Annotated in this window: 17 protein-coding genes; 2 read left to right on the forward strand and 15 right to left on the reverse strand. The window is 72.9% G+C overall.

Annotation, left to right across the window (positions count from 1 at the left end; genetic code table 11):
• Positions 1–69: 69 nt before the first annotated feature.
• From efeB to efeU, 3 genes are read right to left on the reverse strand one after another with little or no spacing between them, the layout of a single operon-like run.
• Positions 70–1,383 (reverse strand): iron uptake transporter deferrochelatase/peroxidase subunit, encoded by a 1,314-nt coding sequence (gene efeB / locus ABZ807_RS26540; protein WP_357163401.1) that lies wholly within the window; start codon positions 1,381–1,383, stop codon positions 70–72.
• A 23-nt stretch (positions 1,384–1,406) separates the two neighbouring features.
• Positions 1,407–2,540 (reverse strand): iron uptake system protein EfeO, encoded by a 1,134-nt coding sequence (efeO, locus tag ABZ807_RS26545; protein WP_357163404.1) that lies wholly within the window; start codon positions 2,538–2,540, stop codon positions 1,407–1,409.
• Positions 2,541–2,569: 29 nt separating this feature from the next.
• A complete protein-coding gene (efeU, locus tag ABZ807_RS26550) occupies positions 2,570–3,493 on the reverse strand; it encodes an iron uptake transporter permease EfeU (RefSeq protein WP_357163407.1) in 924 nt (307 codons plus the stop codon).
• Positions 3,494–3,780: 287 nt separating this feature from the next.
• Here efeU and ABZ807_RS26555 point away from each other — a divergent pair, with 287 nt between their 5' ends.
• Positions 3,781–3,933 (forward strand): hypothetical protein, encoded by a 153-nt coding sequence (locus tag ABZ807_RS26555; RefSeq protein ID WP_357163410.1) that lies wholly within the window; start codon positions 3,781–3,783, stop codon positions 3,931–3,933.
• A gap of 276 nt (positions 3,934–4,209) precedes the next feature.
• Here the strand turns inward: ABZ807_RS26555 and ahcY are convergent, their stop codons facing one another.
• From ahcY to ABZ807_RS26615, 12 genes are all read right to left on the reverse strand, one after another.
• Entirely contained in the window at positions 4,210–5,697 is a 1,488-nt protein-coding gene (gene ahcY, locus ABZ807_RS26560) for an adenosylhomocysteinase (protein ID WP_357163413.1), read from the reverse strand.
• Positions 5,698–6,006: 309 nt separating this feature from the next.
• Positions 6,007–7,170, reverse strand: a complete 1,164-nt coding sequence (gene manA, locus ABZ807_RS26565) for a mannose-6-phosphate isomerase, class I (RefSeq protein WP_357163416.1) — start codon at positions 7,168–7,170, stop codon at positions 6,007–6,009.
• Positions 7,171–7,172: 2 nt separating this feature from the next.
• Positions 7,173–8,180 carry a cation diffusion facilitator family transporter gene (locus ABZ807_RS26570; RefSeq protein ID WP_357163419.1) on the reverse strand — a complete coding sequence of 336 codons (1,008 nt, stop codon included), beginning with the start codon at positions 8,178–8,180 and terminating at the stop codon, positions 7,173–7,175.
• On the reverse strand, positions 8,177–9,373 hold the full coding sequence (locus ABZ807_RS26575) for an SIS domain-containing protein (protein ID WP_357163422.1): 1,197 nt from the start codon (positions 9,371–9,373) through the stop codon (positions 8,177–8,179). The genes ABZ807_RS26570 and ABZ807_RS26575 overlap by 4 nt, the downstream gene beginning before the upstream one ends.
• Positions 9,370–9,555 (reverse strand): Trm112 family protein, encoded by a 186-nt coding sequence (locus tag ABZ807_RS26580; RefSeq protein ID WP_357163425.1) that lies wholly within the window; start codon positions 9,553–9,555, stop codon positions 9,370–9,372. Before ABZ807_RS26580 ends, ABZ807_RS26575 begins: the two co-directional genes overlap by 4 nt.
• Positions 9,556–9,617: 62 nt before the next feature.
• A complete protein-coding gene (locus ABZ807_RS26585) occupies positions 9,618–11,000 on the reverse strand; it encodes a phosphomannomutase/phosphoglucomutase (protein WP_357163428.1) in 1,383 nt (460 codons plus the stop codon).
• Between the two features lie 69 nt (positions 11,001–11,069).
• Complete coding sequence (locus ABZ807_RS26590; protein ID WP_357163431.1) at positions 11,070–12,155, reverse strand: hypothetical protein; 1,086 nt, start codon at positions 12,153–12,155, stop codon at positions 11,070–11,072.
• Between the two features lie 152 nt (positions 12,156–12,307).
• A complete protein-coding gene (gene nfi, locus ABZ807_RS26595; protein WP_357163434.1) occupies positions 12,308–12,949 on the reverse strand; it encodes a deoxyribonuclease V in 642 nt (213 codons plus the stop codon).
• 86 nt (positions 12,950–13,035) lie between these two features.
• Positions 13,036–13,620, reverse strand: coding sequence for a DinB family protein (locus ABZ807_RS26600; protein ID WP_357163437.1), 585 nt, complete (start codon positions 13,618–13,620; stop codon positions 13,036–13,038).
• A 49-nt stretch (positions 13,621–13,669) separates the two neighbouring features.
• Positions 13,670–13,861, reverse strand: coding sequence for a hypothetical protein (locus ABZ807_RS26605; RefSeq protein WP_357163440.1), 192 nt, complete (start codon positions 13,859–13,861; stop codon positions 13,670–13,672).
• Positions 13,858–14,070: a hypothetical protein gene (locus ABZ807_RS26610; protein ID WP_357163455.1), complete on the reverse strand. Its 213-nt coding sequence runs from the start codon at positions 14,068–14,070 to the stop codon at positions 13,858–13,860. Before ABZ807_RS26610 ends, ABZ807_RS26605 begins: the two co-directional genes overlap by 4 nt.
• Before the next feature lie 2 nt (positions 14,071–14,072).
• Positions 14,073–14,348, reverse strand: coding sequence for a hypothetical protein (locus ABZ807_RS26615; RefSeq protein ID WP_357163443.1), 276 nt, complete (start codon positions 14,346–14,348; stop codon positions 14,073–14,075).
• 393 nt (positions 14,349–14,741) lie between these two features.
• Between ABZ807_RS26615 and ABZ807_RS26620 the strand changes: the two genes are divergently transcribed.
• Positions 14,742–14,957, forward strand: a 216-nt coding sequence (locus tag ABZ807_RS26620) for a GntR family transcriptional regulator (protein WP_357163446.1), incomplete at its 3' end; no start/stop codon positions are given.

Here is a 14,957-nt window from a genome sequence, read left to right on the forward strand (position 1 = left end):
ACCCTCGACGTGGCCGCGGGCCACGACGTGGACCACCACGTCGTGGCCGGCGAACGGAGGCGGGAGCGGTCAGGTGAAGAGCGGGCGGCCCCACCAGTCGGCGGCGTCCCGAACGCCGGGCGGGCAGGCGAACAGCGCGCTGGAGACGTGACGCAGGTACTCGTTCATCGCGTCGTTTCGGGCGAGCTGGGTCTGGATCGGCACGAACTGCTTACGCGGGTCCCGCTGGTACGCCATGAAGAAGAGCCCGGCGTCGAGCCGGCCCAGCCCGTCCGAGCCGTCCACGAAGTTGTAGCCCCGGCGCAGCAGCCGGGCACCGTTGTTGCGGCTCGGATGGGCGAGCCGCACGTGCGCGGTGGTGGCGATGACCGGCTCCCCGCCGTCGCGCTTGGCGTCGAGGTCGGGCTCGTCGAACTCGTCCCGGCGGCCCAGCGGCGCGCCGCTGCCCTTGGTCCGCCCGACGATCTGCTCCTGCTCGGCCAGCGAGCTGCGGTCCCAGGTCTCGACCTGCATCCGGATCTTCCGGGTGACCAGGTACGACCCGCCGGTCATCCACTCCGGCCCGTCGCCCGGCTGGGCCCAGAGCTGCTCGCGCAGCAGCCCGGCGTCCTCCGACTTGAGGTTGGCGGTGCCGTCCTTGAAGCCGAAGAGGTTGCGCGGCGTCGCCTGGTCGCGCGAGGTCGAGGAGGTACGCCCGAAGCCCAGCTGCGACCAGCGGACGCTCACCGCGCCCATGCCGATCCGGGCCAGGTTGCGGATGGCGTGCACCGCCACCTGCGGGTCGTTGGCGCAGGCCTGGACGCAGAGGTCGCCACCGGAGATCTCCGGGCGCAGCGCGTCCCCGGCGAAGTGCGGCAGGTCGGCCAGGGCGGCGGGCCGCCGGTCGGCGATGCCGAACCGGTCCCTGCCCTGCTCGTCCCGGAACAGCGTCGGGCCGAAGCCGATGGTGAGGGTGAGCTGCGACGGCGGCAGGCCGAGCGCCTCGCCGGTGTCGTCCGGCGGGGCCTCCGGCATGCCGTCGACCGCGCCGATCACCCCGGCGTCCCGGCCGGCGGTCATCCGGGCGGCGGCGGCGGTCCACTCCTGCAGGAGCGCCACCAGCCGGGCCCGGTCCTTGGTGATCACGTCAAACGCGACGACGTGCAGGCGGTCCTGCGCGGGGGTGGTGATGCCGGCCTGGTGCTCGCCGTGGAACGGCACCGCGCCGGCCGCCAGGTCGTTCGCCGCCGCGTGGTCGGCGTCGCGGACCAGCGCGCCGGCGCCGGCGGCGACCCCGGCCACCCCGGCGACCCCGACCCCGGCGAGGGTGATGGCCTGCCGCCGGGACAGCCGACCCCGGGCGGCCCCGGCGGACGGGGTGGACGCGCTGGTCTGCTCACTCATCGGTTCTCCTGTTGGACCGGCCGTCACCGGGCGACGACGGCGGCGACCTTGCTGATCGGCTCGGCGAGGGCGTTGATGCTGTCGGACAGCTCCTTGAGCTCGGTCTTGCTCAGCTCGGTGTGCAGCTTCCAGCCGTCACCGGCCCGGTGCTGGCCGAGCGCCCGCTCGGCGTTGGCGAACTCCGTGTCGAGCTGGGTGACCAGCTCGGGCGAGCGCTGCTCCAGGGCCGGGCGCAGCGCGGCGATCGCGGCCTTGGAACCCTCCAGGTTGGCGTTGAAGTCCCAGAGGTCGGTGTGCGAGTAGCGCTCCTCCTCACCGGTGATCTTGCCGCTGGCGACCTCGTCGAGCAGCGCCTTGGCGCCGTTGGCGAGCTGGAGCGGGGTGAGCTTCTCGGCGTTGGCCCGGGCCACGATCTCCTTGACGTCGGCGAGCAGCCGGTCGGCGATCGGGCCGTCCTTGCTGATGTCGCCGGTGGTCCACAGGTCCTTCTCGATCCGGTGGAAGCCGGTGAACTCCATGCCCTCCTCGACGATCTCCTCGCGCCCGTCGATCTTCGGGTCGAGGTCGCCGAAGCTTGCCGCCACCGGCTCGATCCGCTCCCAGTAGGTGCGGGCGACCGGGTAGAGCGCCTTGGCCCTGGCGGCGTCGCCGGCCTTGACCGCGGTGACGAACTCCTCGGTCTTCGTCAGCAGGGCGGCGGTCTGGCTGGTCACGTACCGCTGGTAGCTGGCGGTGGCCTGGGCCAGCGCCGCGTCCGGTGCCACGGTCGCGGCGGCGCCGCTGACCTTCAGCGCGCCGCGGATGCCCCGGCCGCTCATCCCAGGCTTGCAGGCGGTCTCGTACGTCCCGGCGGCCAGCTCGACGCGCAGCTCGCGGCTGAGCCCCGGGGCGATGTTCTCCACCTCGCCCATCACCCGGTCACCGGCCGCGTACACGTAGAACTCGTTGACCTTGCTGCCGGAGTTGGTGATGGAGAAGGTCGCCTGGCCGGCGGTGAGGTCGGTGACGTCGATCTCGCAGGCGGTGTCGGTGGCCTTGACCTTGACCGCGTTGGCGCCCTTCGCGCCGTCCTGCTTCTTGCCGTCGCTGCAGGCGGTCACGCCGGTGACGGCCAGCACGCCGGCGGCGGCGAGCACCAGGAAGCGGGTGGTACGCATCAGTTTCTGTCTCCTCGGAGCAGGTGGATTCAGGCGCTCTTCGGCGCGGAGGTCGAGCTGGTGGGCGTGGCCGGCTCGGCGGCACCGTCGCCCGTGCCGGCCGGGTTGCTCGCGGGGGCGGCGGGGGCGGCCGGCCTGGCGGCGCCGCGAGAGGGCTTCTTGAGGAAGAGCACCAGCACCGGCACGGCGTAGGCGACCCAGGCGACCATCTCCAGCACGCTCGGCGCCGGGGTGATGTTGAACATCCCGCTCAGCAGGGTGGCGTACCAGGTGCTGGGGTCGAGCGTGGCGGAGATGTCGAAGGCCTTGTCATTGAGGCCGGGCAGGACACCGGCCTCCTGGAAGTCGTGCACGCCGTACTTGAAGATGCCGGCGGCGACCAGGATCAGCAGGGCCCCGGTCCAGGTGAAGAACTTGCTGAGGTTGATCTTCAGGGCGCTCGCGTAGAGCAGGAAACCGAGCAGGACCGAAGTCGCGATCCCGCCGGCCAGCGCCAGCAGCGGCCCGGTGTTGTTGTCGGCGAGCCCTCGGGCGGCCGAGTAGAAGATGAGCGCCGTCTCCAACCCTTCGCGGATCACCGCGAGGAAGGCCATCCCGGTGACGGCCACCGCGCCGACCGCAAGCGCGTCGGTCAGCTTGCCGCGCAGCTCACCCGCCATGGACCGGGCGGCGCGCCGCATCCAGAAGATCATCCAGGTGACGAAGACCACTGCGGCAACGGAGGTGATCGCATCGAAGAGCTCCCGCTCCTCGGAGGTGTTCAGCAGCGTGGTGGACGTGTACTCGATGAACCAGCCGAAGACCACCGCAAGCGCGACGGCGAGCCCGACCCCGAGCCAGACGTGCGGCAGGCGCTCCCGGCGCTGCGACTTCACCAGAAAGGCGACCAGGATGCTGACCACGAGGGTCGCTTCCAGGCCCTCGCGCAGGCCGATCAGGTACGTGGCGAACATCGGTACTCCGTCTTGGTGAGGGTTGCCTCAGTTAACTTAGGGCAGACTTACCTTCCTCCTGCTCCCGGGGTGCCGTCAAGTCGATCGCGACGAGTCCACCTGCCCGCCTCGTGACAAAATCGGCCGGACCCCCACGGACGGACGAGGCAGGCCACCTTGATCATTGCCACCATCACTCCGGCCGGCACGCCCCTGCCAGGCACTTCCGGCCCCTTCCCGGTGCGCGGCCCCCGGTCGGCGCGGCGGCGTCCCTCGGCAGTCCACCCCCGCGCCATCGGACCCGGGGCATGAGGGGCCTGCTGCCCTGGCTGGCGGTGCTGGCCGTGGTCGTGGTCCTCAGCGAGCTGCGGATGCGCCCGCTGGCCGCCGCGGTGTCGCTGGCCTGGCTGGCCTGGTGCGTCTGGACCTGGATCCGACCGAACCGCCGCCTGCCACGCTGAGTCGTCTCCGCGCCCACCGCCCCCCCCGGCCGGCGCTGCCCGACATACGGCCGGGTCGCGGTGTTGACGACCCCCGACACCGCGACCCGCCGCAAGCCGGGTCACCAGGGCCGGAGCGATGCGGCGGGAGCCGGCGCGGAGCGCCGGGGGGCGGGAGCCGGCGCGGAGCGACGTGGGCGGGAGCCGGCGCGGAGCGCCGGGGGGCCGACTGTCGGCGTACGCGGAAAAGGACCGGGCCGGCCGCACGGCGGCCGACCCGGTCCTTCGAGGTGGAGCTCAGTAGCGGTAGTGCTCCGGCTTGAACGGGCCCTCGACGGCGACGCCGAGGTAGGCGGCCTGCTCCTTGGAGAGGTGGCTCAGCTTGGCGCCGAGCGCCTCCAGGTGCAGCCGGGCGACCTTCTCGTCCAGGTGCTTGGGCAGCACGTAGACGCCGACCGGGTACTCGTCGGTCTTGGCGTACAGCTCGATCTGGGCGATCGTCTGGTTGGCGAACGAGTTCGACATCACGAAGCTCGGGTGCCCGGTGGCGTTGCCCAGGTTCAGCAGGCGGCCCTCGGAGAGCACGATGATGGCGTGGCCGTCGTCGAAGCGCCACAGGTCGACCTGCGGCTTGATGTTCTCCCGGGTGACGTCCGAGCGCTTCGCCAGGCCGGCCATGTCGATCTCGTTGTCGAAGTGGCCGATGTTGCCGACGATGGCCTGGTGCTTCATCCGGGCCATGTGCTCGTTGGTGATGACGTCGAAGCAGCCGGTCGCGGTGATGAAGATGTCGGCCTTCTCGACCACGTCGTCCAGGGTGGCGACCTGGTAGCCGTCCATCGCCGCCTGAAGCGCGCAGATCGGGTCGACCTCGGTCACCACGACCCGGGCGCCCTGGCCGCGCAGCGACTCGGCGCAGCCCTTGCCCACGTCGCCGTAGCCGAGCACGACGGCCATCTTGCCGCCGATCAGCACGTCGGTGGCCCGGTTGATGCCGTCGATGAGGGAGTGCCGGCAGCCGTACTTGTTGTCGAACTTGCTCTTGGTCACCGAGTCGTTGACGTTGATGGCCGGGAAGAGCAGGGTGCCGGCGCGGTGCATCTCGTAGAGCCGGTGCACGCCGGTGGTGGTCTCCTCGGTCACGCCCTTGATGGCGGAGGCGATCCGGGTCCAGCGCTGGCCGTCCTCGGCGAGCGAGCGGTGCAGCACCTGGAGAATGACCGCGTACTCCTCGGAGTCGGCGGACTCGACCGGCGGGACGACCCCGGCCTTCTCGAACTCGACGCCCTTGTGCACGAGCAGGGTGGCGTCACCGCCGTCGTCGAGGATCATGTTGGGGCCCGCGCCGTCAGGCCAGGTCAGCACCTGCTCGGTGCACCACCAGTACTCCTCGAGGCTCTCGCCCTTCCAGGCGTACACGGGGGCGCCGGCCGGGGCCTCGGGGGTGCCGGTCGGGCCGACGACGATCGCGGCGGCGGCGTGATCCTGGGTGGAGAAGATGTTGCAGGACGCCCACCGGACCTGCGCGCCGAGCGCGACCAGGGTCTCGATCAGGACGGCGGTCTGGATGGTCATGTGCAGCGAGCCGGTGATCCGGGCGCCGGCGAGCGGCTGGGCGTCGGCGAACTCGCGGCGGATCGCCATCAGGCCGGGCATCTCGTGCTCGGCGAGCTGGATCTCCTTGCGCCCGAACTCGGCGAGCGACAGATCCGCCACCTTGTAGTCGCCCTCGGCGAGGGTGCTCGGTCGCGCGCCGCTGGTGGACGCCGGGAGGGTGCTGGTCATGGAAGCTCCTGTCGAACGATGTGCTGCGCGACCTTCCACCTTACGCGCGTGGTCCAGCGCCGCACGGAAGGCCGCCGGAGACAGCGCACGGGGCGGTCGGTGATGGACGGACTTTCCGTCCACGAGCCGGCCGCCCCGTGCATCCCCCCGGTTTGGTTCCCCCGCGCGTTCCCGGACCTTCGTCGCGACAACGCTGCGCACCCATACAGTCACACTGCGCCAGAAACGAGTCAAGCTATTTCGGGAAAGTCGGACTCGTGTCGCGGAAACGAGGCCGGGGTGGCACGTCACCTCGACGACAGCGGGGTGTCAGCGGAGGCCGGCGGTGGCGACGAACGCCTCACCTTCGCCGGAGAAGACCAGCGGGCCCGCGGCGGCCGGACCGACGGCGGCCTGCCCGGGACCGAGGGTGAGGGCACCCGTCCCGTCGTCCACCGCGACCCGGCCGGCCCGGCAGAGCACCACCCGGGGCCCCGGCAGCGGCAGCCGCACCTGGGGCGCGGTCGCGTCCACGGTCACCCGGTGCAGCGCGAAGTCCTCGACCGGCACCGGCCAGCAGACCACCCCCGGCGCCACCGGCCGCGCGGTGACCACCGGGTCGGTCAGCACCTCGAAACGGAGCACCCGCAGCAGCTCGTCGACGTCCACGCGCTTCGGCGTGAGCCCGCCGCGCAGCACGTTGTCGCTGGCCGCCATGATCTCCACCCCGGTGCCGCGCAGGTAGGCGTGCAGGTTGCCGGCCGGCATCCAGATCGCCTCCCCCGGCGCCAGCCACACGTGGTGCAGCAGCAACGCCACCAGCACCCCCGGGTCGGCCGGGTAGCTGGCCGCCAGCGCCCGGGCCAGCTCGGCATCCGGGCCGGCCACGTCCGCCGCCGCCACCGCGTCGACCAGCCCGGCACGGTCCGCGGCCGGCCAGGTCAACAGCAGGCGTACGGCGTCGCGCAGGCCCGCCGGCCCGGTGCGCAGCGCGGCCACCACCGGCTCCAGCGCGGGTACGCCGAACGCGCCGAGCACGTCGGCCGACTCCGCCGGGTCGCGGAACCCGCAGAGCGCCTCCATCGGCGAGAGCGCGACCAGCAGCTCGGGCTTGTGGTACGGGTCGACGTAGTTGCGCTGCCCGTCGGTGCGCGCGGCGTCGGCGGCGTACCCGGCCCGGGCCTGCTCCGGGTCCGGGTGCGCCTGGAGGCTCAGCGGGGCGTCCGCGGCGAGCACCTTCAGCAGGAACGGCAGCCGGGTGCCGAACCGGTCGACCACCTGCTCGCCGAGCCAGCGACCCGGCTCGGCGGTGACCAGGTCGACCAGGCTCACCCGGTCGCCGTCGGTGTCGACCGTGGCCGGGGCGCCCGGGTGGGCGCCCAGCCACAGCTCCGCCTCCGGGCCGTCGCTGGGCACCGGGCGCCCCTGCAGCTCGGCGATGGCCGAGCGGGACCCCCAGGCGTAGTCGCGGATCGGCCCGTGAAGCAGTTCCACGCTCAGCCTCCGGCCTGCCCGGCCACCTCGCCCGGCTCATCCTCCGGCCCCGGTACGGCGGTGGGCGCGGCCGCGCCCGTGCCGGCCCGCTCGGCGGCGGCGCTGTAGATGTCCGGCTCCAGGTAGATCAACCGGGCGATCGGCACCGCGCTGCGGATCCGGGCCTCGACGGCGTTGATGCCGCGGGCCAGCTCCTCGGCGCTCTCGCAGGGCGGCACGCCGATCTTCGCGGCGACCATCAGCTCCTCGGGGCCGAGGTAGAGCGTCTTCATGTGGATGATCCGCTCGACCTCGGGGCCGCTGGTGATCGCCTGCTCGATCGCCGCCAGGTCGTGCTGCTCGGCGCCCTCGCCGAGCAGCAGGCTCTTGGTCTCGATCGCCAGGGTGATCGCGATGACCACCAGCAGCACGCCGATCATCGCGGTGCCGGCCGCGTCCCACCGGCCGTTGCCGGTGATCAGGGTCATGCCGACGCCGAAGAGCGCGAAGACCAGACCGACCAGCGCGCCGAAGTCCTCCAGCAGCACCACCGGCAGCTCGGGCGCCTTGGCCCGACGGATGAACTTCACCCAGGACTGGTTGCCCCGGACGAGGTTGGACTCCTTGATCGCGGTCCGGAAGGAGAACGACTCCATGATGATCGCCGCCACCAGCACGGTGACCGGCACCCACTGCCACTCGGTGATGCCCCCCTTGTGCGACCACTTGTGGTACGCCTCGTAGAGCGCGAACAGCCCACCGAGGCTGAACAGCACGATCGACACGATGAACGCGTAGATGTAGCGCTCCCGGCCGTACCCGAAGGGGTGCTGCGGGGTGGCCTCGCGCTTGGCCCGCTTGCCGCCGAGCAGCAGCAGGCCCTGGTTACCGGAGTCGGCGACCGAGTGGATCGCCTCCGCCAGCATCGACGAGGAACCCGTCAGGATGAACGCGATGAACTTGGTGACGGCGATGCCGACGTTGGCCAGCAGGGCGGCGACGATCGCCTTCGTCCCGCCATTTGCGCTCACTGGTTCGACAGCTCCTTCATCTCCGTGATCGCCGGGACCGCCATCGGGTCCAGGCCGTGGGCCAGGGCCAGGTAGACCGAGGCGAAGTCGGGCACCGCGACGAGCGAGGCGAGCCGCTCCAGCGCGGAGCCGCCCTCGGCGGTCACCACCTCGCAACGCACGCCGCGCCGCTCGGCGAGGGTCTGCACCGCGTCGGCGCGGCGCTCCTCGACGGCGAGCGGCTCGTCGGTGTCGTCCTCGGCGTTGAGCCCGCCGTCGCGCAGCAGCACCAGCCGCAGCCGGGTCGGGTCGCCCTCGGCCTCGTCCGGGTCGGCGAAGATGTCCCGCGCCGACTCGACCAGGCCGCCGAAGACGCCGTCCAGCAGGCCGACGCGACCGCGACCGGCCTCGCCGAGCGCCCCGGTGACCACCGGGTAGCGGGCGTTGGCGGAGAGCGTGTCGCCGAAGCGCCGCGCCGCGACGGTGGCCAGCGGGGACGACCCCCAGACGATCGGGATCGACCCGGCCAGCCCGAGGGCCAGCGACTTCGCCGGGTTGACGAAGGACTCGGCGCTGGAACGGCACCGGTCGGCGTCGGCGTCCAGCCGGGCCGCGGTCTCGGCCAGATCCGCCTCGTTGACCTTCACCAGGCCGAGCGTACGGGCGGCGAGCAGCACCGGCACGGTGAGCGCCCAGAGGCTGGCCCGGGCCGGGGCGCGCCGGGGCACCGGGATGAACGGGGCGCGGGCCCGCTCGGCGACCGCCTGGAGCTGCGAGTCGGGCGCGCCGACGGCGACCAGCCGGGCGCCCCGGCGGTGCGCGGCCTCGGCGGCGCCGAGCGCCTCGGGGCTGCGACCGGAGGCGCTGACCGCGATCACCACGTCGGCCGCGCCCACCCAACCGGGCACGCCGGCGCTGCGGTGCGGGATCACCGGCACCGGGCAGCGCGGCCCGGCCACCGTGGCGAGCACGTCACCGGTACGCCCGGCGGTGCCGATGCCGGCGATGACGACCGCCCGGGGGCGACCGCCGTCCTCCAGCAGCGACAGGTTGGCCTCGGCGGCCAGGCTCGCCGACTCGCGCACCTGGGCGCCAGCGGAGGCGGTGAACCGCAGCATGCCGCCCGGGTCCTGCTCGGCGATGGTGTCCGGGTCGTCCAGGACGGACTCGTCGGCCACCCGCCGGCCGCTGACCCCGGCCGTACCCTCCATCACGGCTGCGCCGCCGGGCCGCCGCGCGCCTCGTCCAGCAGCAGCACCGGCACGTCGTCGCGCACCTCGAAGACGCGACCGCACTCGGTGCAGGTGAGGGTCTGCGCCTGCGCGTCGTAGTCCAGCGGGGCGTGGTGTGTGTCCGGGCAGGCGAGGATCTCGAGCAACTGCGGGTCCAGGGCCACGGTGCGGCTCCTTCCACGTGTGCGGTCTCGTCGGCCGGCGGTGCCGACCGGCGCAGGCGATCTTATCGGCGAACCCGCTCCAGCACCTCGTCGCGCAGCGAGATCATCCGCTCCTCGGTCGCGCCCTCCACATTGAGTCGCAGCAGCGGCTCGGTGTTGGAGGGGCGCAGGTTGAACCAGGCGCCGTCCGGGAAGCGCAGGGTGAGGCCGTCCAGCTCGTCGGCGTCCGCCTCCGGGTACGCGGCGCGCACCTCGGCGACCTTCGCCGCCTGGTCGGCCACCGTGGAGTTGATCTCACCGGAGGCGACGTACCGCTCGTAGACGCTGGCCAGGAGCGACAGCGGCTGGGACTGCTCGCCGAGGGCCGCCAGGGTGTGCATGGCGGCGAGCATGCCGGTGTCGGCGAACCAGAAGTCCCGGAAGTAGTAGTGCGCCGAGTGCTCCCCGCCGAAGATCGCGTTGGTGCGGGCCATCTCGGCCTTGATGAAGGAGTGGCCGACCCGGGCCACCACCGGCTCGCCGCCGTGCTCGCGGATGATCTCCGGCACGGCACGCGAGGTGATCGGGTTGTGGATCACCGTTGAGCCGGGGTGCTTGGCCAGCTCGCGGGCCGCCACCAGGGCGGTGATCGCGGACGGGGAGACCGGCTCGCCGCGCTCGTCCACGACGAAGCAGCGGTCGGCGTCGCCGTCGAAGGCGAGCCCGATGTCGGCGCTGTGCGCCACCACCGCGCGCTGGAGGTCGACCAGGTTCTTCGGGTCGAGCGGGTTGGCCTCGTGGTTGGGGAAGGTGCCGTCCAGCTCGAAGTAGAGCGGCACGATCTCCAGCGGCAGGGCCGGCAGGGCGGCGTCGCCGAGCACGGTGGGCACGGTGTAGCCGCCCATCCCGTTGCCGGCGTCCACGACCACCTTCAGCGGCCGGATGGTCGACAGGTCCACCAGCTTGCGCAGGTGCGCGGCGTAGTCCGGCAGCAGGTCACGCCGCTGGGCCGGGGCCTGCGGCGCACCGGCCGGGCGCTCGCCGCCGGCCAGCAGCGCCTGCGCCCGGTCGCGGATGTCGGCCAGGCCGCTGTCCTGCCCGATCGGGCGGGCGCCCGACCGGCACAGCTTGATGCCGTTGTACTGCGCCGGGTTGTGACTGGCGGTGAACATCGCCCCGGGCAGGCCCAGCGCGCCGGAGGCGTAGTAGAGCATGTCGGTGGAGCCCAGCCCGAGCTCGATCACCGTACGGCCCTCGGCCCGCACGCCGGTGGCGAAGGCACTCGCCAGGCCGGGGCCGGTGGCGCGCATGTCGTGCGCGATGAGCACGGCCTCGCCCGGCTCGCCCGTGTCGTTGAGGACCTGCGTGAAGGCGGCGCCGAGCGCCTCGGCCGCGCGCTCGTCCCACTGGTCGGGCACCGTCCCCCGGACGTCGTACGCCTTCACGATCTGGGACAGGTCAGACACCGGTTTCGCTCCTCGCCAGCAGGTCGTCAACGAACCTGAGCCTAACGGAGCGGCAGCGTCCGCCCCGTCCTAGCCGGGGAGGCGGGGCGCGAAGGTCGTCGCGTCACCGCCGTGGCCGACGGGCGGCGGGCCCGGCGGGGTGGCCGGCGGGGCCGAGGCGGGCCGGTTCGACGCGGGCGGCGCCGAGGTCGGGGCGCCGTACATCCCGCCGGCCGGGCGGGGGGCGGGCGAGACGGTCGGGTACGCGCCGGCCCCGCCGTACAGGCCGCCGGGGCGCGCGGGGGCGGCCTGCTGGCCGTACACCTGGCCGGTCGGCGTGGGGGTCGCGCCGGGCGCCCCGCCGTCGGAGCGGTAGGTGGTCGGGCCGGGGTTGCGGGGCACCGGGGCACCCGGGTACGCCGTCCGCTCGTCGGCGTGCCCCCGGTCCTTGCGGTTGTTGCGGACGAGCAGGGCGATCAGCCCGGCGCCGACGGCGACCATGGCGATACCGAACCACATGATCATGGATCCTCCGGAGGACTTTTCGGCAGCGGCGGTGGCCTGGCCGGTGGTCGGGGCGGCGAGGACGGCCTGGGTCGGCTCGTCCGTGACTGCGGCCTGGGTCTCGGTCGCGCTCGGGGTGGGCTTGCGGCTCGGGGTCGGCGAGGCGCTCGCGGCGGCGCGGCCACCGACCCGGGAGGTGTCGGCGCCCCGGCCGATCAGCCCGCCGACCGCGGTGGTCGCCTCGCCGATCACCTCCAACCGACCCGCTGGCGCGCCCGCGAGGAACGCGACCCGGTAGCGAACGGTGATGCTCTTCCCCTTGCACAACGTCGGTTTGGCCGGCGAGGTGCGGTCGGTGACCACGCTGCCCCCGCCGCCGGAGACCGGCACCGGGAACCAGCGGCCCCCGTAGTTCACCTCGACCTTCACCTGGTCCGGGGCCAGCCCGTCCAGCCGCAGCCCGAGCCCGCTGCGCAGCAGCACACAGCCCTCGGTGCGCTTGCGCACCTCCATCGAGACGCCACCCGGGGATCCGCCCGCGTTGAAGCTGCTCGCCGCACGCACCCCGACCCGGTCCTCGTCGGCGTACGCCGGCGCCGCCCCGACGGCCACCAGGCCGCCGAGCAGTGCGCCGACCGTCATCAGCCGCGCCATGTGCCGACGCACGGACATGTCCACCTCACCGTCTCCACCCCGCTGGGGTCCGGCGGTCAGGGTACTACCGGCCGAGGTGGGGCCCTGGTCATAGAGCGCTCCGCAGGTGTGCGGCGTTACCCTCTCCGGCCGGCGCGCATGGCTGCCACCGCTCCGGTTCGGCGCCGGGTTCAGCCAGGCGGCGTGGCGGCGGTGAGGGCGTCGCGGCAGAGCCGGTCGGCGGTGCGGGTGGTCTCCGGCAGCCGGTAGCGCGGGGTGAGCGCGAGCACCTGGTCGACGGCGTTGTCCAGGCTCATGCGGTGCCCGACGCTGACGAAGACCGGCTTCACCCCGTCCCGGGTCCGCAGCACCCGCCCGACCGTCGCACCGCCGTCGACCAGCGGCGTGCTGTCACCCCGCCGCGGCCCGGGCTCCGTCCACTCGCCGACCAGCCGCGTCTTGCCCACCCCGATGGCCGGCAGCCCGGTGACCACGCCCAGGTGACAGGCCAGCCCGAACCGGCGCGGGTGGGCCAGCCCGTGCCCGTCACAGACCAGCAGCTCCGGGCGGACGGTCAGCCCGTCGAGCGCGGCCAGCAACGCCGGCAGCTCCCGGAAGGCGAAGAGCCCCGGCACGTAGTCGAACGCCGGCCGCCCCACGCTGACCGCCCGGTCGACCACCGCCAGGGTCGCGGCGTCCAGCACCGTGACGGCCGCCGCGAGCAGGTCACCGGTCTCCGCGTACGCGACGTCGAGGCCGGCCACCGTCGCCGGCCGGCGCGGACCCGGCCCGACCAGGTCCGCGAGCGGCCGCAACCGATCCTGTACGGCCACCGCCTCCGCGACCGTCCCCGGCGTGCCGGGGTTCGCCGCCGAACACGGCCAGCCCGGACCCCCTCGACGATGCGATGACCCGTCGGTCACTGGCCGACCCGGCCGTCGATCCGCTCGCGGAGGAGGTCGGCGTGGCCGTTGTGGCGGGCGTACTCCTCGATCATGTGCACCAGCAGCTCGCGCAGCGAGATGGTCAGGTCACCCCGGTGCCCCTTGACGCCCAGGTCGGCAGTCTCGGCGACGAAACGCTCGGCGTACGCGACCTCCTCGCGCCAGGCCGCCCACGCCTCCTCGACCACCTTGTCGTCGGCGACCGCCCCGTCGAAGTCGCCGTCCGGGTCGTCCTCGGTGCACCAGATCCGCGGCGCGTCCTCGCCGGCCATGGTGCGGCGGAACCAGCCCCGCTCCACCTCGGCCATGTGCCGCACCAGGCCGAGCAGCGACATCGTCGACGGCGGCACGCCGCGCCGGGCCAGCGCCTCGGCGTCCAGGTCGGCGCACTTGAGTTCCAGGGTCAGGCGGTGGTCGCGGAGGTAGTTGACCAGGACGCTGCGCTCGTCGTCGAAACCGCCGGTGGAGCGCGGGTCGTCCTCGGGCTTGAGGAACATGTCCGACCAGCCGAACGAGCGGGTGGGGAATTCAGCGGGAGTGCCGGCGTGAGAGTTCGTCATGTCGCGACCCTGACCCATCCATCGACCGGGTCGCAAGGTATTCGGCCGCTCAGATCGAGCGCATCCGGAAACGTGGCTTCGGCTTCTCACCCGCCAGGTGGCGCAGCTTGTGCTGGCGCACCTGTTCGTCCCAGACCTCCTGGTCGCAGTCGGGCTGGTCGTAGTCGGGCCCGGGCGGGATCCACCTGTGCGACCCGTCGCTGTAGTGGAACTTCTCGTCACCGGGCCGCAGGACGCTCACCGCACCCACCCGACGAACCGCCGATGCAGGGTGCCCGCCGGCAACCAGGCCAGGTCCTCGGCCGCCCAGACGAAGTAGGACCCCATGTAGAGCGCCAGCGAGACCGGGGCCCGGTCGAACTCCGCCCGCAGCTCACGCTTGCGGGTCGGGCACGGCCACGGCAGGTCGCAGCCACCGCAGGTCCAGACCGGCGGCACCGGCCCGTGCATGGTCACGGCAGGCCACCCAGGAAACGGGCGGTCCGCGCCCGCGCCTGCCGGCTGGTCGCCCAGTCGACCTGCCAGCAGGGGTACGGCGACAGCCTCCCCCACCACGCCCGGCACCCGACGCACATGCCGTCGAGCCCGTTGAGGTGCACGGCGAGGACGAGCCACATCACCTGGTCGGTGGTCAGTGCTCCTCCCCCGGCCAGTGGCCCCGCCGGATCGGGATCCGGTGCCGCGCCCGGCAGGGCAACTCGGCCCCGCAGCGGCAGACCCGACGCCACCGACGCCAGCACCACACGGGCTGGTGCCGGCGGGCGAGGGTCATCGCCGCCGCGAGGAGGTAGTCGTCGTAGGAAACGCGGCGCGTCACTACGCCGCCCGCTCTGCTGAACCCGCATCCCGCTCCCGAAGGTCGGTCACCTGCCGGGGAGTCCCGCGCTTCCCACTTCTCACCGGGCCTCCCGCCACTCGCCAGGACGGTGCCGCGGGTGCCCACCCCAGACGGGGGACCAGGCCAGACACCCACGGCGGGGCATCAAGCCGCCAAGCTCAGTAGCCCCACCAGCAACTTAAGATACAATGTATCTAGCGTCAACGCCTCCAGCACAATGTGTTGTAGGTTCCCGGGGTCGTGTGGTCTGCTTGTGCCAGCCGCCAAGCTGGGAGCACCACCGATGTCTGAAGCTGCATATCTACAGGTCGCCCGCGAAATCCGCGATCAGGTCGCATCCGGGCGACTGAAGCCCGGCGACAAGCTGCCGTCGTTCAAAGCCCTCTGCGAGCAATACGAAGTGAGTGCTAGCGGACGCTGGAAAATCCTTGTTGGCGGACAGTTGAGTCCCTGCTCGCGGACAGCAGAAATCCTGTTGGGCGGTCAGGTGATCTCCGTC

The sequence above is a fragment of the Micromonospora sp. NPDC047548 genome (genome assembly GCF_040642975.1).
In the GTDB taxonomy this organism is placed as follows: Bacteria; Actinomycetota; Actinomycetes; order Mycobacteriales; family Micromonosporaceae; genus Micromonospora.